We start from the raw sequence: 18099 nt of genomic DNA on the forward strand, positions 1-18099 counted from the left end.
CAGTTCCGGCACCCCCGACCGGGGGTGGTCCCCCAAAGTGCCGACTGCGCTCCCTGAGAGCGAGCGCATAACTTCACAGCAATTCCATGAAGAACACGGACGGAGCCAGGAGTGCGCCTTTTGAACCGTGCAACACCGAACGACAACCCGAACCCGAACCCCCATCGCATCGCACGCGTGCTGACCGCCGGCATCGCCGCCGCGGCCCTCGCGTGCGGTGGGCTCGCCGTCGGTGGGGCGGCCTCCGCGGCCCCGTCCGGCCTCTCGCCCGCCGACCTGAAGATCGCGCAGCCGCTGCGTGACGCGAAGCCCCAGAAGACGATCGCGGCGTTCGTGCGCACGACCGGCCAGGGTGCCCTCGAGGTCGACGCGAAGGCCAAGGGCGGCGACCTGACGAAGTCGAAGACGCAGTCCTCGGCCGCGAAGCAGCGCGTCAAGGCGATCGGCTCGACCGTCGACGCGGTCCGCGCTGCCGTCAAGCAGTCCGACGCGGACGCCACCGAGCTCTACTCGACCGAGTACACCGTCCCGGGCATCGCCGTCGTCGCCGACGTCGAGGCGCTCCGGAAGGTCGCGGCGCGCTCCGACGTCGCGAGCATCATCCCGCTCACGCCGAAGAAGGTCGTCGAGCCGACGGTCAACGAGGATGCCTCGGCGGCCCCGTCCGGCGTCGACCCGAGCCTCGCGAAGCCGGGCGCGGACGGCGTCAGCCCGAAGAACGCGGCGAGCGACGTGTACACGCGGGCACTCAACGCGTGGCAGCAGACCGGCCACACCGGCAAGGGCGTCAACGTCGCCGTGCTGGACACCGGCCTCGACTACACCCAGGCGGACTTCGGCGGCCCCGGCACCACGGCCGCCTACGACGCTGCCCTCGCCTCGACGAGTGCACCTGCCGAGGGCTCGTACGACCCGCAGAAGTTCCTCGGCGGGTACGACTTCGCCGGGCCGACCTACAACGCGGACCCGACCGACCCCGACACCTACCAGCCGGTGCCCGCGCCGGACGACAACCCGATCGACGGCAAGGGCGGCGACCACGGCACGCACGTGTCCGGCACGATCGCCGGCTACGGCCTCGACGCCGACAAGCAGACCTTCGACGGCGACTACACCAAGCTCACCACGCAGCAGGTGCAGGACATGTGGATCGGTCCGGGCACCGCGCCCGAGGCCGGCCTCTACGCCCTCAAGGTGTTCGGCGACGGCGGCGGCTCGACCGACCTCACCGGTGCCGCGCTCGACTGGGTCGGCCAGTCGCTGACCGAGGGCAAGGACATCAACGTCCTCAACCTGTCGCTCGGTTCCGACTACGGCGCACCGGACGACCCCGACAACGCGAAGATCGACGCGCTCACCGCCCGCGGTGTCCTGCCCGTGATCGCCTCGGGCAACGCCGACGACTTCACCGACATCGGTGGCTCGCCCGGGAACGCCGAGGGTGCCCTGACGGTCGCCGCCAGCGCCACCGGCCAGTCGCTCTACGACGGTGTCCAGGTGACCGCCCCGTCCGCCGTCGCGAAGACCTACCGCGCGCAGTACTCCCAGAACTTCCAGGGCACGCTGCCGGTCGAGGGCGACGTCGTCGTCCCGACCACGAACGTCGACGGCTGCACGCCCTTCACGGGTGCGGACGCCGCGGCCGTCGCAGGCAAGGTCGTCTGGCTCAAGTGGACCGACGCCGCGCTCGAGTGCGGGTCCGGGGTCCGGTTCAACAATGTCCAGGCCGCCGGCGGCGTCGGCGTGCTCCTCGCGGGCACGATCAACACCTTCAGCTCGGGCATCGCGGGGAACGCGACCATCCCGGGTGCCGAGCTGACCAAGGACAGCGTGACGAGCCTCCTGGCCTCTGCCAAGGCCGGGACCCTGCACGTGAAGTTCGCCGACGAGCTCAAGGGCTTCGAACTCGCCACCGACCCCGAGGCCGTGAACACGCTCGCGTCGTTCACCAGCCGCGGTGTCCACGGTTCGTTCGGTGACATCGTCAAGCCGGACATCGCCGGCCCCGGGGTCAACGTGATCTCCGCGGCCAACGGCACCGGTGACGACCGCATGTCGATGAGCGGCACGTCGATGGCGACGCCGGACGTGGCGGGCATCGCCGCGCTGACGTTCGAGTCGCACCCGACCTGGTCGGCTCCGGACGTCAAGGCCGCGCTCATGAACACGGCCACGCACGACGTCAAGGACGGCTCCGGCACGGCGACCCTGCTGCGCCAGGGCACCGGCCGCGTCGACGCCCTGCAGGCCGTCACCGCCGACACCACTGTGAAGAGCGTGGAGAACGGTCAGCTCGTGACCGCCTCGTTCGGTGTCGTCGAGGTCTCGGGCAAGACCAGCGAGACCCGGTCGCTCCTCATCGAGAACACCGACTCCACGGCCCACACCTACGACGTGGCCTACCAGCCGCAGGTGTCCCAGCCGGGTGTCGCGTTCTCGCTCAGCACGAAGCGCGTCACCGTCGGCCCCGGTCGCGGTGCCGTCGTGGACCTGACGTTCACGGTCGCCGACCCGACGCAGCTCCGCCGCGTCATCGACCCCACCCAGGAGTCGGTGCAGCAGGGCTACCAGCGGGAGTTCGTCACCGCCGCGACCGGTCTCGTGACCTTCACCCCGACCGACAAGACGCTCGACCCGCTGCGCCTCGGCACGTACGTCGCGCCGAAGCCGGTCAGCGCCGTGCGCGGTTCGGGTGTGTCGTTCACCGGGTCCCAGAAGACCGCGAACCTCGCGCTGAGCGGCCGCACGGTCGACCAGGGCGGCCTGACCTCGGGCTACCACGCCGCGGTCGCACCGTTCGTGCTCGGCGGGACGGACGGCGTGGAGTCGTTCCCGACGGGTTCGGCGTCGCAGTCGCTCAAGGCCGCTGACGTCCGTGCCTACGGCGTCAGCTACGACAAGGCGTCGGACACCCTCGCGTTCGGTGTGCAGACGGCCGGTCCCGACGCCAACCCGGGCGCCGTGACCAACGTCGAGGTGTTCATCGACACGAACGGCGACGGCAAGGACGACTACCTCGTGTACGACGCGAAGTCGTCCGTGGTCGACGCGACGCTCGTCACGACGATCGACCTCAACGCGACGTCCGACGACGACGCCGTGGTCGACGCCTTCCCGCTCAACGGCGGTGCCCCCGGCCAGGACGTCAACACGTTCGACAGCGCCGTCAAGGTGCTGCCGGTGACGGCCTCGGCGATCGGCGCCGCGGGCAAGACCATCTCGTACCGGGTGGAGACCGAGTCGGCGTACGCGCCGGGTGCGGCCACCAGCGGGTCCTCGGTGGTCGACGTGACCTCGACGGCGAAGTTCAACCTCGCCAAGCCGACGCTCACGTTCGCCCAGGGCGGTCAGGGTGGCACGCTGTTCGCCGACAAGGGCACGCTCCAGGTCACCCGCGGCGCCGGTGTGGCCAGCGCCCGGATCCTGCTGCTGCACCTCGGCAACGCGGTCGGCAGCCAGGCCCAGAGCGCCGCGGCGACCTGGGTGGCCCCGGCACTGACGCTCGTCAAGGGCAGTGCGGTCTCCATCAGCGGCAAGCCGACGGTCGGCACGAAGCTCAAGGCGAACCACGGCACGTGGAACGGCTCGGGCGTCACGTACTCGTACCAGTGGCTCCGTGACGGCAAGGCGGTGAAGAGCGCGACGAGCTCGTCCTACAAGCTCGGCACGTCCGACGCCGGCCACACCTTCTCGGTGAAGGTCGTCGCGACGGCGAAGGGCTACCAGGACGGCACGTCGACCTCGAAGTCGACCGCCAAGGTCGCTCGCCGCTAGGCACCGACACCACCACTCGGGCCCCGTCGCACCCCAGCGGCGGGGCCCGCAGTGCGTCAAGAGGACATGTAGTTAGACAAACTAGTTATCCGGTGGGAGGGTTGCAGCATGCAGACGCAGACCACCCTGAAGCAGCTCCGGGCCAACCCGATGGAGTGGCGTCGCCGTGGGCTCACCCCGCCGGACGTCATCCAGTCGATGATCGAGGAACGCCTCGCCGAACCCGGCCACTCGGCCCCGGTGGGCGACCCGTCGTACCAGGACTTCTTCCGCAGCTGAGCGCGCGCGCGCGACCCGCTCGGGGACTGGAGGCGGGGGGGGGGGGGGGGGCCCCCCCCCCCCCCCGCGCGGGGGGGGGGGGGGGGGGCCCCCCCCCCCCCCCCCCCGACCCTGCGTGGCGGCGACGTCAGTCGCCCTTCACGTTGACGACCTGCCGCAGCGTGTGCCGGATCGACACGAGCTCCGAGGCGTCGGCCATGACCTGGTCGATCGGCTTGTACGCCGCCGGGATCTCGTCGAGGAACGCGTCCGTGTCGCGGTACTCGATGCCGACCATCGCCTCGCGCAGCTGGTCGTGCGTGAACGTCCGCCGGGCGGCGCTCCGCGAGAACAGCCGACCGGCACCGTGCGGCGACGACTCGAGCGACGGCTTGTTGCCGAGCCCCTCGACGACGTACGACGCGGTGCCCATCGACCCGGGGATGAGCCCGGGCTGCCCGGCCCGCGCCTGGATCGCGCCCTTGCGGGAGACCCACACCGACTTCCCCCAGTGCGTCTCGCGCTGCGTGAAGTTGTGGTGGCAGTTGATCCGCTCCTGCTCGTCGACGGGCGTGCCGACGGCCTCGGACAGCTGCCGCACGACGCGGTCCATCATCTCCTCGCGGTTGAGGAGCGCGAAGTGCTGGGCCCACCGCAGCTCGGCGATGTACCGGTCGAACTCCGGGGTCCCCTCGACCAGGTACGCCAGGTCGGGGTCGGGCAGCTCGATCCACCAGCGCTGCATGGCCTTCTTGGCGACCGCGATGTGTCGCTGGGCGATCTTGTTGCCGACACCCCGCGACCCGGAGTGCAGGAACAGCCAGACGCGGTCCGCCTCGTCGAGGGACACCTCGATGAAGTGGTTGCCGGACCCGAGCGTGCCGAGCTGGTTGCGCCAGCCGCCGTGCGCTCCCGCGGGGTCGAACCCGGCTGCCTCGGCCATGGTCTCGAGCTCCGCGATCCGGGGCTCGGCCGTGGCGACGATCTTCCGGTTCGACGCACCGGCCGACAGCGGGATCGCCCGCTCGATCTGCTCGCGCAGCTCCTGCAGGTCGTCGGGCAGGTCGGCCTCGGTGAACTGGGTCCGGACCGCGATCATGCCGCAGCCGATGTCCACGCCGACGGCTGCCGGCATGACCGCGCCGAGGGTCGGGATGACCGACCCGACGGTGGCGCCGAGGCCCAGGTGGGCGTCCGGCATGAGGGCCAGGTGCGGGAACACGAACGGCATGCGAGCGGTCGTGCGGGCCTGCTGCTCGGTGTTCTCCTCGAGCATCGAGGCCCAGCTCAGCAGCCGGTCGGTGATCTTCTCCATTGCTTCGTCTCGCTTTCGTGACGGTCTTCGGTGACGGTCCGGAGCGGGGTCCTGCTGCCGTCCGGCACCACGAGGCGTGGCGTTCGGAGGGCAGCGTCGTGGAGAGGACGCCCCGGGCCGGGTGGGCACGGGGCGTCGGGTGACGTCGCGTGCCTACGCGGGATAGCGGTCGGACTGCTGCTGGTTGCGCTGTTCGGGCAGCACGGCGAGCGTGTCGAGCTGGAGCTCGACTCGCTGTTCGTGGTGCTGCACGGTGCGCACGCGCGGTCCTTCCGGTGGTGCCCGGGACGGGCGGTCCTGCCGATGGGCAGGAGGACGACAGTAGTGCGACACGCCCGGGGTGCACAAGCGCGACACGCCCGGGATGCGCTGGACCCGGTGGTCGGGGGGGGGTCAGGCGCCCCCGCGCTCGTCGAGTCGTGCTCGCAGGCGCTCGAGTGCCGGCACGGCCGCCACGAGCGCTCGCCGGTCGCCCTCGGAGAGCGCGTCCATCGCGTCGACGAGGACCCGCTCGGCGGATGCGTCGTAGTCCGCGAGGCGGCGTTCGGCGAGGCCGGTCAACCCGACCTCGGTACTCCGCCCGTCACCACGCGCGAGACGACGCTCGACCAGACCGTCCCGCTCCATCGCCTGGACGAGGTTGCTCACCGTCGAGCGCGCGAGCCCGAGCGACCGGCCGAGCGCGGTGGGACTCGACCACCCGTCCTCCCCCAGACGCCGGAGCACCTCGATCTGCGCGTCGGGGATGTCGGGCAGGGCCACCGAGCGGCGGGCCGTGGCGAGCAGTGTCCGACGGAACGGGCCGATCTCCGCGCTCAACCGCCGCGCCACCCGGGGCAGGTCGGGGTCGTCCGGTTGCTCGTCCACACTCCCAGGGTAGTCATCGGAAATGCGCTTGCAACAAACGCTGTTCGGGAGCAAACTCGAACCATGGACATCACCACCAGCGTCGAACACCCCGTCCCCGAACAGGACCTCTCCGGCATCGTCGGGCACCGTTTCATCTACACGTACGCCAACGGGTGGCAGTACGAGATGTACGTCAAGAACGCGACGACGATCGACTACCGCATCCACTCCGGCATGGTCGGCGGACGATGGGTGAAGGACCAGCAGGTCGACCTCGTCGCACTCACCGCGGGCGTCTACAAGGTGTCCTGGAACGAACCGACCGGCACCAGCGTCGTCGTCACGGTCGTCCCCGGTGAGCGGGTCCTGCACGGCACGATCTTCTTCCCGCACTGGGTCGAGGAGGACGGCAGCAAGACGGTGCTGTTCCAGAACGACCACCTCGACCGCATGCGCGAGTACCGCGACCAGGGGCCCACCTACCCGATCTACGTCGTGCCCGAGTTCGCGCACATCACCCTGTTCGAGCACGTCGGCGAGGACGACGAGACCGTCGTCGACACCGCGCCCGGCGACCTGCCCGCAGGCTTCGCCGACCGGTCCAACTGATGCGCGCGTTCGCCCCGGTGACGCTCGGGCACGGCGGTCGCACCCTCCGCGGCTGGCAGCTCGGCACCGTCGCGCGGAACGGCTCCGCGGCCCTGCTCGTGCACGGCTTCGGCAGCACGGACACCGGCGGACAGCAGCTGTTCGTGCAGACCGCGCGCACCCTGGCCGAGCACGGCTCCACGGTCCGGTCGTACAGCCGGCTCGGGCACGGGACGAGCGACGGCGACTTCGCCGACATCACCATCGGCGACGAGGTCGACCAGGTCGTCGCGATGATCCGCACGCTCGCGGCGGACGCGGCCGGGCCCGTGCACGTCGTGGCGCACAGCCTCGGGGCGGTGGAGTCCGCCATGGCGGCCGCACGCGTGCCGGAACTCGTCGCGACGCTGACCCTGTGGTCACCGGCCGGTGTCGTCGTGGACGACATCGCACGGCACGACCGGATCCAGGGCCAGCCGCTCGCCCGGGCACGGGAACAGGGCTGGTTCGACTTCGGCGGCATGGCCCTCGGCACGGCGTTCATCGACGAGGTGACGGCCGGCCTCGACGTGTACGCGACGATCGACCGCTACACCGGTCCCGCCGAGGTCCTGCACGGCACCGCGGACCAGATCGTCCCCGTCCGGTACGGGCAGCGCTACGGCGAGGTGCTCCCCGGGGCGACGTTCACTGCGGTGGAGGGCGCCGACCACGGCTGGTCGTCCGTCCCGTGGCGACGGACGTTGCTCGACCACCTGGTCGCCTCGACGGGCGGCGCCCGCTGACGGCTCCTCCACAGCCTGGAGGAACGGCGGTCGTCATCCACAGCGGGGTACGCCCGCCTGATGGTCGGGCCCAGGGCGCGGGCAGGCTGGGACCATGACCGAGCGGACCCGAGACACCCCTGACGTGATCGACCACGAGGAGCGCACCGACGGCTACGCACCGCTCCGGTCCTACGGCGCGATCGGCGACGGTCGGACGGTGGCGCTCGTCGCACGGGACGGCCGGATCGACTGGCTGCCCATCCCCTCGATGGACTCGCCACCGGTCTTCGCGAGCATCCTCGACGCCGAGCACGGCGGACACATCGCCCTCCGGCCGGTCGACGCCGACGCCGGGGTCTCGCGCGAGTACCTGCCGGGCACGAACGTGCTCGTCACCACCTGGACCACGCGGTCGGGCTCCGTGACCGTGACCGACGCGATGGTGACCGGCGTCGCGGGACGCCTGCCCTGGGCCGAGGTCGCCCGGTGCGTGCAGGGCGTCGACGGCACGGTCGAGCTGGAGTGGGCGGTGGTGCCGGGGACCCTGCTCAACACGGCCGAACCGAGACGCCTCGACACCGCGAACGGCGCCGTGATCGGCATCGACGGCATCACGATCGCCATCGTCGAGCAGGGCTTCGAGCCCGTGCACGACGACGGGCCCCGGTTCTCCGGCCGCTTCACCACGGCCGAGGGCTCGAAGCACATCCTGACCATCGTCGGGACCCACGACGAGCCGATCTTCATGCCCCGGCCGGAGAGCGCGCTCCAGGCGATGGACCGGACGATCGACAACTGGGCGACCTGGTCGGAGGAGTTCTCGTACGACGGGCCGTGGGCCGAGCCGGTGCAGCGGAGCGCCCTCGCCCTCAAGCTGCTCATCTTCTCGCCGACCGGCGCGATCGCAGCGGCTCCGACGACGAGCCTGCCCGAGGACCGCACCGGCGGCAAGAACTGGGACTACCGGTTCGCCTGGGTGCGCGACCTGTCGTACACGGTGCACGCGCTGACCCGCTTCGGGCTGCGCGAGGAGACCCACGCCGCGGTGTCCTGGGTGATGCGCACGATCGCCGAGCACGACGAGGACATGCCGATCTTCTACGAGCTCGACGGCTCGAAGAGCGACGGCGTCGAGGAGCGCGACGTCCCGGGCTGGAACGGCATCGGCCCCGTCACCATCGGGAACCGCGCCGGCGACCAGCTGCAGCTCGGGGTGTGGGGCGACGTCTTCGAGATCCTGCGCCAGTACGTCCGCGCCGGCAACGTCCTCGACCGGAAGACCGCGGCCGTCCTGCAGGAGCTCGCCGACGACGCCTGCCACCGGTGGGAGGAGCCGGACTCGGGCATGTGGGAGCTCCAGGACACGCAGCACTACGTCTCGAGCAAGATCGGCTGCTGGCAGGCGCTCGACGCCGCGGCCGAGCTGCACGAAGCCGGGATGATCGACGGGCCGCGCGACAAGTGGATCGAGAACCGCGAGCTCATCGAGCAGTGGGTCGCCGAGCACGGGTGGGACGAGGAACGCGGGTACTACGTGATGTACCCGGGCTCCGACAAGCTCGACACGTCGATCCTGCTGCACGCGATGAGCGCCTTCGACCGGGGTCCCCGCATGGAGTCGACCATCCGGGCGATCGAGGAACAGCTGCAGCACGGCCCGCTCGTGTACCGGTACTCGGGCATGGAGTCCGAGGAGTCGCCGTTCGTGGCGTGCTCGTTCTGGCTCGCGGCCGCGATGGCCTGCGTCGGACGGGTCGACGACGCCCGCGACCTCATGGACGAGATGGTGGAGCAGGCGAACGACGTCGGCATGTTCAGCGAGATGATCAGCGAGGACGGCACGTTCATGGGCAACATCCCGCAGGGGCTGTCGCACCTGGCGCTCATCCAGGCAGCGCTCACGATCGAGGAGGTCGCTGGCGAGGAGCGCTCCGGGGAGTGATCATGGAGGGGTCATGAACGACGTCGATGCACGCATGGACCGGTTGCGACGGGCCGCCCGCTACCGGTACCAGCAGCTCGTGGACAGCGAGATCGAACGCGGCTCCCTCGACCCCGACGAGGTGCGTGAGGAGCGTCGGCTCCTGAAGGCCGCCGACGTCGCGGCGCACGCTCGGGCCCAGATCGAGGAGGCCGAGCGGCGGGGTGTCTTCGAGGGCAACCCGTACCACGGCAAGCGGCTCCCGGGGAACGACGGACGCCACGACCCCGACTGGTGGATCAAGGCGAAGATCGAGCGCGAGGAGATCACCGGCATCGCCCCGCCCGCCCTGGCGCTGCGGAAGGAGGACGCCGAGCTCGACGAGCACCTCGACGCCCTCTCCGCCGAGGCCGACGTCCGTGACGTGCTCGACGACTTCAACGCCCGCGTGAAGGAGGCCCGCCGGCAGCTCCTCGGTGGGCCGCCGGTGGTGACCCCGCTCCGAGACGTCGAGACCGAGGTCGCCGGCTGGCGAGCGCGTCGGCAGGAGCGACTGGCGACCGAGGCGCAGGCGGCCGCGGACCGGGCCGCTGCCGAGGCGGACCGACCCCGGCGGTGGTGGCGCCGACGTCGGTGAGGTGACCCGCGCCTCCTGGACCGCCGCCCGGACACGGGAACGACCGCAGCACCGCGCTCGTGGCGCGGTGCTGCGGTCGTCCCTGGCGGGGGGGTGTTACTTGATCTTGGCGGTGATGGTGGCGGTGCCGACGAGGAGGCCGGACTTCACGGCGTCGGTCTTGAAGGTGCTGTTGAGCAGCTTCGCGGCGTCACCCGAGACGTGCACCGTGGTGCCGGTCAGGATCGCGTTGTCACCCTCGAGCTGGAGGGGCTTGAGCGTGCCACCGTGCAGCGAGAACAGGTACGCGTTGTTCACCGCGACCTTGCCGTTGACCAGCACGTCACCGTAGAGCTTGGACGAGCCCGGGTTCACGACGAAGTTCTCCAGCGTGACCGTCGTCGAACCGGCGGTGAGGGTCAGGCCCGAGTCGTCGTGGTTCAGCAGACCCTGCACGTACGGACGGTAGTCACCGTCCGGCGACCAGTACGTCACCGAACCGGACGTGATCGGGAACGACACGGACCCGTCGGCGAGCTTGGCGTCACCGGAGACACCCGGGGTCAGCTTCAGCGCGGTGAGGGCGTCGGTGAAGCCGGAGTCGAGCTTCACGGCGGTGTCGCCACCGAGGACCTCGGGCACCGATGCGACGGGGCCGGGGATCTTCGACGAGGACGACGACACGGTGTGCACCGACGGGGTCGAGGCCTGCGCCGAGGTGATGCCGAACGCGGCACCACCCAGCACGAGCGCACCCGTCGTGGCGAGCGTGATGGAGGTCTTCAGGGACTTGCGCATGGGTTGGGTCCTTTGCTGTCTCGGGGGCTCCGGCCGGTGGCGACGTGCTCCTGTGCACGCGCCGTGCTGTGTGCTTGCTGTGGCCCGGCCGTTCGTGACCGGAGAGCGCCCTGGGCGTTTGCCCTTGTGACATGCATTCGGCACCCCCTGCCGAACGGTTTGGAAGTTTTTCTGGGATTCCCCCGCGACCACCTCCGTACCGTGGGGGCATGGCCCCCGCATCCCCCTCGAGCACCGACCGGATCCGCGCGATCGACGCCTGGTGGCGCGCCGCGAACTACCTCACCGTCGGGCAGATCTACCTGCTCGACAACCCGCTGCTCGACCGCTCGATCACGCCGGACGACGTGAAGCCCCGGCTGCTCGGACACTGGGGCACCTCGCCGGCGCTCAACCTCGTCTACGCACACTGCAACGCGCTCATCGCCGAGACGGACCGGCAGCTCCTGTACATCTGCGGGCCCGGTCACGGCGGTCCCGCGATGAACGCGAACGCGCTGCTCGACGGCACGTGGGGCGAGCTCTACCCGGACATCACGCCGGACCCGGACGGGCTGCGACAGTTCTTCCGGCAGTTCTCCTTCCCCGGTGGGATCCCCTCGCACGCGGCGCCCGAGACCCCGGGGTCGATCAACGAGGGCGGCGAGCTCGGCTACTCCCTCGCCCACGCGTACGGAGCGGCACTCGACAACCCGGACCTCGTCGTCGCGTGCGTCGTCGGCGACGGCGAGGCCGAGACCGGGCCGCTCGCCGGGTCCTGGCAGGCGCACACGTTCCTCGACCCGGTGTCGGACGGCGCCGTGCTGCCGATCCTCAACCTGAACGGGTGGAAGATCGCGAACCCGACGGTCCTCGCACGTATCCCGCACGACGACCTGCACGCCTACTTCCGCGGGCTCGGGTACGAGCCGATCGTCGTCGACTCCGCCCGCGTCGACGACGACCCGTTCGCCGTGCACGCCCTGTTCGACGGTGCGCTCCGGCGTGCACTCGCGACGATCGACGACATCCAGGCCGCGGCCCGCGCCCAGGCGCAGCGAGCGGCCGCCGGGCAGCCGGCCGGTGCTGCGGACCTCCGACCACGCTGGCCGATGATCATCCTCCGCACGCCCAAGGGCTGGACCGGCCCGAAGGTCGTCGACGGCCAGCAGGTCGAGGGGACCTTCCGCGCCCACCAGGTCCCCCTGCCCGCCGTCCGCGAGGACGACGACCACCGCCGGCAGCTCGAGGAGTGGATGCGGTCCTACCGCCCCGAGGAGCTGTTCGACGACGACGGCCAGCCGATCGGGATCCTCACCACCATCCGGCCCACCGGCGACCTGCGGATGAGTGCGACCCCGCACGCGAACGGCGGTCGGCTCCGCACCGCCCTCGACCGCCCCGGGCTCGAGGAGTTCGGCGTCCCCGTCGGCGAGGACGCGAGCGCCACCGGCACGCTCGGCCCCTGGCTCGCCGCACTCATCCAGCGGAACCCCTCGTCCTTCCGGCTCTTCGGCCCGGACGAGACGGTGTCGAACAAGCTCGACGCGGTCTTCGACGTGACGTCGCGCGTCTGGCGTGCCCAGCGTGGCGTCGGGGACGAGCACCTCGGCGCACACGGTCGGGTCACCGAAGTGCTGTCCGAGCACCTGCTCGAGGGGATGCTCGAGGGCTACGTGCTGAGCGGCCGCCACGGCGTCCTCAACACCTACGAGGCGTTCGCGCACATCATCGACTCGATGGTCGGCCAGTACGCGAAGTGGCTCGAGTCCTCGACGGACATCGACTGGCGGGCACCCGTCTCGAACCTGTCGATCCTGCTGTCGTCGCACGTCTGGCGCCAGGACCACAACGGCTTCTCGCACCAGGACCCGGGCTTCCTCGACGTCGTCGCGTCGAAGCAGCAGGACCTCGTCCGCATCAAGCTGCCGGCCGACGCGAACACCCTGCTGGCCGTCGCCGCGCACGCACTGGAGACGACCGACCGCATCGAGGTGATCGTCGCCGGCAAGCACCCCGAGCCGGTCTTCCTGTCGCTGCCCGACGCGGTCGAGCACGTCGCCGCTGGACTCGGCGTCTGGAACTGGGCCGGCACCGAGGAGTCCGTCGGCCGCGTCGACGTCGTGCTCGCCTGCGCCGGGGACGTCCCCACCGTCGAGGCCGTGGCCGCCGCGGACATCATCCGCCAGCACGCTCCCGAGGTCGGCGTCCGTGTCGTGAACGTCGTCGACCTGCTGTCCATCGGCGACCCCCGGAAGCACGAGCACCCGGTCTCCGACGAGCGCTACGACGAACTCTTCCTCCCCGGTACCCCGACCGTCTTCGCGTTCCACGGGTACCCGTCCCTCGTGCACCAGCTCACCTACCGCCGGAACGGGCACGACGACCTGCACGTGCACGGGTTCCTCGAGCGGGGCACGACGACGACCCCGTTCGACATGCTCATGCGCAACGAGATGGACCGGTTCGCGCTCGCGCACGACGCCCTGACCCGGGTGGACGCGGCGGCGCACGACGCGTTGCGCACGCGGCTGTCCGAGGCCCGTACGGCGGCCCGCGAGTACGCGTACACGAAGGGCGAGGACCACCCGAGCGTCGGTGCGTGGCGGTTCTCGGGGTGGCCGCAGGACGAGGCGGCATCGGAGGGCACGGGTGGCGACCCGGGCGAGGGAGAGACCGAGGGGGCCGCGCCCGGCAACTGACGCGCGTCCGCGGGCTCCTCCACATCCAGGAGGCGCGGATCACGTTCCACAGGACCGGTCACGCTCGGCGCGTGGCCGGTCCTCTCGCGTCAGGGTGCGGAATACAGAGTTCTTGGGGCATCGGGACCACTGGTGGCAGCGTTGGTCGTGGGTGGTCGAGCGGGCGTTGTCGGCCGACGAGCGGCGCCGTGACGCGGCCGCTCTGATGACCGATGCCCTGATGACCCGGACCTGGGTCACCGACGACGACAAGTGGGTCGAGCGCGCGCTCGACGACCACGAGACGACCGCCGCGCGACGGCTCCGCGGCAGAGAGGAACGACCCGACGATGATCTCGGATGAGGACGACGCGTCCTTCAAGGCCCGACTCGACCGGATGGAACGCCGGACCCCCAGCCTGCTCGCGCACCCGCACTACGGGCCGCTCGTCCGTGCGGCCGGTGACCTCGAACGACTCGAGGAGATGCGGGTCGAGTGGCGCGAACGGCAAGAACGGGCACGAGCACGGAAGCTCCGGTGGGAGGCCTCGATCAGCGAGGGCTGACCGTGCACCGCGCCGCCGGTGGCACGCTGGACGGGTGAGCGACCTCGTCATCCCGGCCCCGACCCTCCCGACCGTCCCCACCACGACCGGCGGACGCTTCCCCGTCCGGCGGGTGTTCTGCGTGGGCCGCAATTACGCCGCGCACGCACGCGAGATGGGCCACGACCCGGACCGCGAGCCGCCGTTCTTCTTCACGAAGCCGGCGGGCGCGGTGGTGACCGACGACGCGGACACCCCGTACCCGTCCGTCACCGAGCGCCTCGAGCACGAGGTCGAGCTCGTCGTGGCGATCGGTCGCGGCGGAACGGACATCCCGGTCGACACGGCCCTCGACCACGTCTGGGGCTACGCCGTCGGGATCGACCTCACGCGGCGCGACCTGCAGGCCGAGGCGAAGCGGCTCGGCCGCCCCTGGGACACCGCCAAGGGCTTCGACGCCTCGGCCCCGGTCGGCGCGATCGTCCCCGCAGCCGACGTCGACCCGACCTCGGGCACGATCGAACTGCGGGTGGGTGGCGAGCTCCGACAGTCCGGGGACCTCGCCGACCAGATCTGGTCCGTCGCCGAGACCATCGCGGAGCTCTCGCGGTTCGTGTCCCTCGCGCCGGGCGACCTCCTGTTCACCGGCACCCCGGACGGTGTCGGAGTCCTCGCCCGGGGGGACCTCGTCGAGGGCACGATCGCCGGCGTGGGCTCGGTCCGGACCGTGATCGTGTGATCCCACGCGTTTCTCCCGTGTGTCGGCGGCCTGGGAGGGCTCGCAGCACCACCGAGTAGCAATATCTCGATGCCGCTGCGGGGTGCGCGGTGTCGCCACACTGGGGACACCCGACCGCGACGGGGCGGGGCGGCGTGTTCGGAGAACGGAGGTGCCGCCGTGCAGGAACACGACCTGCTCGCGACGTCCTGGACATGGGCCGGGACCGAACCGATCGGCGAGCGCATCGACGCCGTCGGTGCTGCCGGCTTCGCCGGACTCTCGCTGTCGCTCGGTGACCTGCACGAGGTGCGGGCGACGATCGGGTTCGCCGCCCTCCGCCGCATGCTCGACGGTGCGGGGATCGTCTGGGTCCAGCTGGGGCCGCTCGAACACTGGTGGACCTGCTCGAGCCACACCACCGACCAGGACGCCGACCGCGGTGTGGTGCTCGAGGCCGCCGCGACCCTGAGCGCCTGGCAGGTCGTCGCGCGTGCGGACGTCACGCTGCCCGGCGTCTCGCCGTCCGCCATGGTCGACGACTGGAACGAACTGGCCGGGCAGGCCGCGAAGGTCGGTGCGCAGCTCGTCCTCGAGCCCGAGCCGTGGTCGAACCTGCCGACGGTGGAGCGCGCGTCCCGGTTCGTCACCGCCGCCGGTCACCCGAACGGCGGGCTCCTGGTCGACGTGATGCACGCACTGCGCGGCGGGTCCACGCTCGCCTCCATCCGCGAGGGCGTCGCGCCGGCGTCGCTCGCCGCGGTCGAGCTGAGCGACGGTCTGCTCCACACGCCGGCGGGCATGACGCTCGCCGAGGAGGCCCGCGAAGCTCGCCACCTGCCCGGAGCCGGTGCCTGGGACGTCCCGGGGTTCGTCCGCACCGTGCGCGACCTCGGGTTCGACGAGCCGTGGGGTGTCGAGGTCCGGACGGCAGCACACCGGGCGATGCCGATCGGAGACGCCCTCCGGACCGCTGCCGCGGCGACACGGGCGGTGCTCGACGCCGCCGACGCCTTCGGGACGCCCGCCGTCCCCGCGATGCCGACGACCCCGGCGCCGACCTCGGCGGTGGACTTCGAGCCGCCGGCTGCTCCCCCGTCGAGCGACCGTCGCCGCGATGCCGACTCAGGAGCTCCGGCGTAGCGTCATCGGCATGACCGACCAGCCCGCACACGACGACGACCTGCTCCGCCGCTCCCAGGAGTCCATCGACGAGGCGAAGGCGGCTGCGGCCGAGGTGGTCGAACCGGAGGAGGACGACCTCATCGACGAGGACCTCCCGGTCGCCGACGACGCCGAGCCCGCCGACGGTCCCGCGCCCGCTCCCTGAGTTCCCCCGGCCGGTGGTCTCTGGCGCTCAGTCGATCTCGACGACCCGCACGGTGACGTCCGACGGTCGACGTCCCAGCAACGCCGTCCCCTCGGCGACCACCGCGTCGCGGACGCTCCGGACGAGCCCGAGCGTCGGGACCCGCCGGTCGGTCGTCACGACCACGCGGATCCGGGCGCCCTCGCGTCGATCCTGCACGAGGACCGCGCCACCGTCTCGGGGCAGGTCGAGCACCGAACGGACGTCGCGGACGAGCGTGGCGAGGTTCGGCCCCGGCGGCAGCACCGAGCGGACCCCGGGGACCCCGAGCACGACCGCGGTCAGTCCGCGCGAGACACTGCGCACGTCGTCGGTCACGGTCGTCCTCCCTCGATGAGGTCCGCCACCCGCACCACGAGCGACCGCACCACGAAGGGTGCGTGCGCCGCGAGCGCGTCCTCGATGATCGACCGGAGTGCCTCGGCGCGGAGGTGCACCGGCCCGTCGGCGCTCGCGGCGATCGACACCTCGACGTCGACCGATCCGCCGGCCGTGCCGACGTCGCCCGTGAACCGGGTCCGTCGGACGACCACGCCGGGTACCTCGTCGCCGAGCGCCCGCACGAGTCCGCGGAGTGCGCCTTCGGTCACGACGAGCGTCGACGCGGGGTCGTCGTCCGGGACGGGAATGTCCCGCCCCGCGTGTGCCGTCGTCCGCACCGACGCGAGCACGCTGGCGATCCAGCCGACGTCGGCCCCGGCGGCCTCCGCGGCCTCGGCGTCGAGCAGGTCCCGCGAGGCCGTGCGCAGCGACTCGAGCCGCACCAACGCAGCGGCCGCCTCGGGGTCGCCGTCGATCTCCGGCCGCGCCGGGGTGCGGTCGGTGTCCAGGTAGTCGGAGAGCTCCTCGAGGGTGAACGCGCCGAACCGTTCGTCGTCGGTCATCGCCACCCCTCCATCTGCTCGAGGACACGACGTCGTGCCCGCGCCAGCACCCCGCGCACCGTCGCCTGCGGCATCCCCGTCGCCTCGGCGATCTCGGCGTACGACGCCTCACCGATCTCCCGCATCACCCAGACGGCACGGTGCGCGTCCGGGAGTGCCTGCACGATACGCGCGAGTTCCTGGACCTGCAGCCGCGTGCTGACGACCTCGTCGACGGGGCGGTCGTCGGCCGAGTCGACCACCGCTTCGAGGTCCAGGTGTGGATGCCGACGACGGAGGCGGTCGAGCGCCTTGTTCGCCGCGATCCGGAACAGCCAGTTCCGCACACGGTCGGGGTCGTCCACCCGGTCGATGCGCTGCCAGGCCTGGAGCGCCGCCTCCTGCACGGCGTCCTCGGCCTCGCCGTCGCCGTGTCCGAGGATCCGAGCGGCGTAGGCGCGCATGTGCGGGCCGTAGCGGCGGATCAGCACCCCGAACGCGACCGTGTCGCCGTCGGCGCTGCGCGCGACGAGGGAGGCGTCCGACAGGGACGCCAGGGCGTCAGCGTCGCTCAGGGTCGGCTCCTCGTCGATTTTCTTCGGTTCTCGCGTGACGATCGCGGTCGTCGTCACGTCTTACGTACGGGTCTACCAGGAGCGCGGTGCGTGCCTGGTGCGAAGCGCGTCGTGACCGGTCATCCCTGAACGACCGGTCACGGCGCCCCGACGGCGGCCCGTGCGTCCCCTGATCCGGCGCACGGGCCGTCTTCACCCGTCGATGCCCCGGGGTGTCGTCGTTCTCCGGGTGCTACTCGTCGACCTCGTCACCGAGGAAGTCCGCGTAGGTCACCTCGGACTCCGTCACCGCGACCCCCGGGTCCACGGGTGTGCGCGCCGATCGGTCCCCTGCGATCGTGACTCGTTCCTCCGCGGTGAACGGGGGCAGGTACTTGCTCGCGCTCATGCTCGCGCCCTTTCGTCCCGGCGAACGTAACAGCCCGTACCGGAATCCCGGGGGATCGCCCCCGATTCGTCCCCCGGTCGAGGGTGGAACGGGGG

The 18099-nt window shown here is 71.5% G+C and carries 19 protein-coding genes; 12 read left to right on the forward strand and 7 right to left on the reverse strand.

What is annotated here, in order from left to right:
• Positions 1 to 120: 120 nt before the first annotated feature.
• Together J2X60_RS08450 and J2X60_RS08455 are read left to right on the forward strand one after the other, a co-directional pair.
• A complete protein-coding gene (locus J2X60_RS08450) occupies positions 121 to 3774 on the forward strand; it encodes a S8 family serine peptidase (RefSeq protein WP_309887082.1) in 3654 nt (1217 codons plus the stop codon).
• Between the two features lie 108 nt (positions 3775 to 3882).
• Positions 3883 to 4053 carry a hypothetical protein gene (locus tag J2X60_RS08455; protein WP_156794772.1) on the forward strand — a complete coding sequence of 57 codons (171 nt, stop codon included), beginning with the start codon at positions 3883 to 3885 and terminating at the stop codon, positions 4051 to 4053.
• Between the two features lie 127 nt (positions 4054 to 4180).
• Here J2X60_RS08455 and J2X60_RS08460 read toward each other — a convergent pair whose 3' ends face one another.
• Entirely contained in the window at positions 4181 to 5347 is a 1167-nt protein-coding gene (locus tag J2X60_RS08460; RefSeq protein ID WP_309778133.1) for an RtcB family protein, read from the reverse strand.
• Positions 5348 to 5740: 393 nt separating this feature from the next.
• Complete coding sequence (locus J2X60_RS08465; RefSeq protein ID WP_309778132.1) at positions 5741 to 6214, reverse strand: MarR family winged helix-turn-helix transcriptional regulator; 474 nt, start codon at positions 6212 to 6214, stop codon at positions 5741 to 5743.
• A gap of 63 nt (positions 6215 to 6277) precedes the next feature.
• On the opposite strand from J2X60_RS08465, the gene J2X60_RS08470 reads away from it, so the two are divergent.
• The 4 genes from J2X60_RS08470 (at position 6278) to J2X60_RS08485 (ending at position 10109) form a co-directional block, all read left to right on the forward strand.
• Entirely contained in the window at positions 6278 to 6805 is a 528-nt protein-coding gene (locus J2X60_RS08470) for a phenolic acid decarboxylase (protein WP_309778131.1), read from the forward strand.
• Complete coding sequence (locus J2X60_RS08475; protein WP_309887083.1) at positions 6805 to 7569, forward strand: alpha/beta fold hydrolase; 765 nt, start codon at positions 6805 to 6807, stop codon at positions 7567 to 7569. The genes J2X60_RS08470 and J2X60_RS08475 overlap by 1 nt, the downstream gene beginning before the upstream one ends.
• Positions 7570 to 7663: 94 nt before the next feature.
• Positions 7664 to 9493, forward strand: a complete 1830-nt coding sequence (locus J2X60_RS08480; RefSeq protein WP_309887084.1) for a glycoside hydrolase family 15 protein — start codon at positions 7664 to 7666, stop codon at positions 9491 to 9493.
• Between the two features lie 13 nt (positions 9494 to 9506).
• Positions 9507 to 10109 carry a DUF1992 domain-containing protein gene (locus J2X60_RS08485; RefSeq protein WP_309887085.1) on the forward strand — a complete coding sequence of 201 codons (603 nt, stop codon included), beginning with the start codon at positions 9507 to 9509 and terminating at the stop codon, positions 10107 to 10109.
• Positions 10110 to 10205: 96 nt separating this feature from the next.
• On the opposite strand, the gene J2X60_RS08490 is transcribed toward J2X60_RS08485, so the two are convergent.
• Positions 10206 to 10886 (reverse strand): hypothetical protein, encoded by a 681-nt coding sequence (locus J2X60_RS08490; protein WP_309777829.1) that lies wholly within the window; start codon positions 10884 to 10886, stop codon positions 10206 to 10208.
• Between the two features lie 209 nt (positions 10887 to 11095).
• Between J2X60_RS08490 and J2X60_RS08495 the strand changes: the two genes are divergently transcribed.
• From J2X60_RS08495 to J2X60_RS08520, 6 genes are all read left to right on the forward strand, one after another.
• On the forward strand, positions 11096 to 13567 hold the full coding sequence (locus J2X60_RS08495) for a phosphoketolase family protein (RefSeq protein WP_309887086.1): 2472 nt from the start codon (positions 11096 to 11098) through the stop codon (positions 13565 to 13567).
• Between the two features lie 151 nt (positions 13568 to 13718).
• Positions 13719 to 13910: a hypothetical protein gene (locus J2X60_RS08500; RefSeq protein ID WP_309778121.1), complete on the forward strand. Its 192-nt coding sequence runs from the start codon at positions 13719 to 13721 to the stop codon at positions 13908 to 13910.
• Positions 13897 to 14112, forward strand: a complete 216-nt coding sequence (locus J2X60_RS08505; RefSeq protein WP_309887087.1) for a hypothetical protein — start codon at positions 13897 to 13899, stop codon at positions 14110 to 14112. The genes J2X60_RS08500 and J2X60_RS08505 overlap by 14 nt, the downstream gene beginning before the upstream one ends.
• A gap of 34 nt (positions 14113 to 14146) precedes the next feature.
• Positions 14147 to 14830, forward strand: a complete 684-nt coding sequence (locus J2X60_RS08510) for a fumarylacetoacetate hydrolase family protein (RefSeq protein WP_309778117.1) — start codon at positions 14147 to 14149, stop codon at positions 14828 to 14830.
• A 159-nt stretch (positions 14831 to 14989) separates the two neighbouring features.
• Positions 14990 to 15952: a TIM barrel protein gene (locus J2X60_RS08515; protein ID WP_309778116.1), complete on the forward strand. Its 963-nt coding sequence runs from the start codon at positions 14990 to 14992 to the stop codon at positions 15950 to 15952.
• Positions 15953 to 15962: 10 nt separating this feature from the next.
• A complete protein-coding gene (locus J2X60_RS08520) occupies positions 15963 to 16139 on the forward strand; it encodes a hypothetical protein (RefSeq protein ID WP_309887088.1) in 177 nt (58 codons plus the stop codon).
• Positions 16140 to 16166: 27 nt separating this feature from the next.
• On the opposite strand, the gene J2X60_RS08525 is transcribed toward J2X60_RS08520, so the two are convergent.
• From J2X60_RS08525 to J2X60_RS08540, 4 genes are all read right to left on the reverse strand, one after another.
• Entirely contained in the window at positions 16167 to 16496 is a 330-nt protein-coding gene (locus J2X60_RS08525; protein WP_070417187.1) for a hypothetical protein, read from the reverse strand.
• Positions 16493 to 17062: a hypothetical protein gene (locus J2X60_RS08530; protein ID WP_309778114.1), complete on the reverse strand. Its 570-nt coding sequence runs from the start codon at positions 17060 to 17062 to the stop codon at positions 16493 to 16495. Before J2X60_RS08530 ends, J2X60_RS08525 begins: the two co-directional genes overlap by 4 nt.
• Positions 17059 to 17673: a sigma-70 family RNA polymerase sigma factor gene (locus J2X60_RS08535; RefSeq protein ID WP_309778113.1), complete on the reverse strand. Its 615-nt coding sequence runs from the start codon at positions 17671 to 17673 to the stop codon at positions 17059 to 17061. The genes J2X60_RS08530 and J2X60_RS08535 overlap by 4 nt, the downstream gene beginning before the upstream one ends.
• 175 nt (positions 17674 to 17848) lie before the next feature.
• A complete protein-coding gene (locus tag J2X60_RS08540) occupies positions 17849 to 18004 on the reverse strand; it encodes a hypothetical protein (protein WP_175473746.1) in 156 nt (51 codons plus the stop codon).
• Positions 18005 to 18099: the final 95 nt, after the last annotated feature.

This window comes from Curtobacterium sp. 320, from assembly GCF_031455235.1.
Taxonomy (GTDB): domain Bacteria; phylum Actinomycetota; class Actinomycetes; order Actinomycetales; family Microbacteriaceae; genus Curtobacterium.

Coding starts and splice junctions, on each gene's coding strand:
- J2X60_RS08490 (WP_309777829.1), bottom strand. CDS start 10,886: ATGCGCAAGTCCCTGAAGACCTCCATCACGCTCGCCACGACGGGTGCG.
- J2X60_RS08495 (WP_309887086.1), top strand. CDS start 11,096: ATGGCCCCCGCATCCCCCTCGAGCACCGACCGGATCCGCGCGATCGAC.
- J2X60_RS08470 (WP_309778131.1), top strand. CDS start 6,278: ATGGACATCACCACCAGCGTCGAACACCCCGTCCCCGAACAGGACCTC.
- J2X60_RS08505 (WP_309887087.1), top strand. CDS start 13,897: ATGATCTCGGATGAGGACGACGCGTCCTTCAAGGCCCGACTCGACCGG.
- J2X60_RS08460 (WP_309778133.1), bottom strand. CDS start 5,347: ATGGAGAAGATCACCGACCGGCTGCTGAGCTGGGCCTCGATGCTCGAG.
- J2X60_RS08455 (WP_156794772.1), top strand. CDS start 3,883: ATGCAGACGCAGACCACCCTGAAGCAGCTCCGGGCCAACCCGATGGAG.
- J2X60_RS08485 (WP_309887085.1), top strand. CDS start 9,507: ATGAACGACGTCGATGCACGCATGGACCGGTTGCGACGGGCCGCCCGC.
- J2X60_RS08520 (WP_309887088.1), top strand. CDS start 15,963: ATGACCGACCAGCCCGCACACGACGACGACCTGCTCCGCCGCTCCCAG.
- J2X60_RS08475 (WP_309887083.1), top strand. CDS start 6,805: ATGCGCGCGTTCGCCCCGGTGACGCTCGGGCACGGCGGTCGCACCCTC.
- J2X60_RS08540 (WP_175473746.1), bottom strand. CDS start 18,004: ATGAGCGCGAGCAAGTACCTGCCCCCGTTCACCGCGGAGGAACGAGTC.
- J2X60_RS08480 (WP_309887084.1), top strand. CDS start 7,664: ATGACCGAGCGGACCCGAGACACCCCTGACGTGATCGACCACGAGGAG.
- J2X60_RS08530 (WP_309778114.1), bottom strand. CDS start 17,062: ATGACCGACGACGAACGGTTCGGCGCGTTCACCCTCGAGGAGCTCTCC.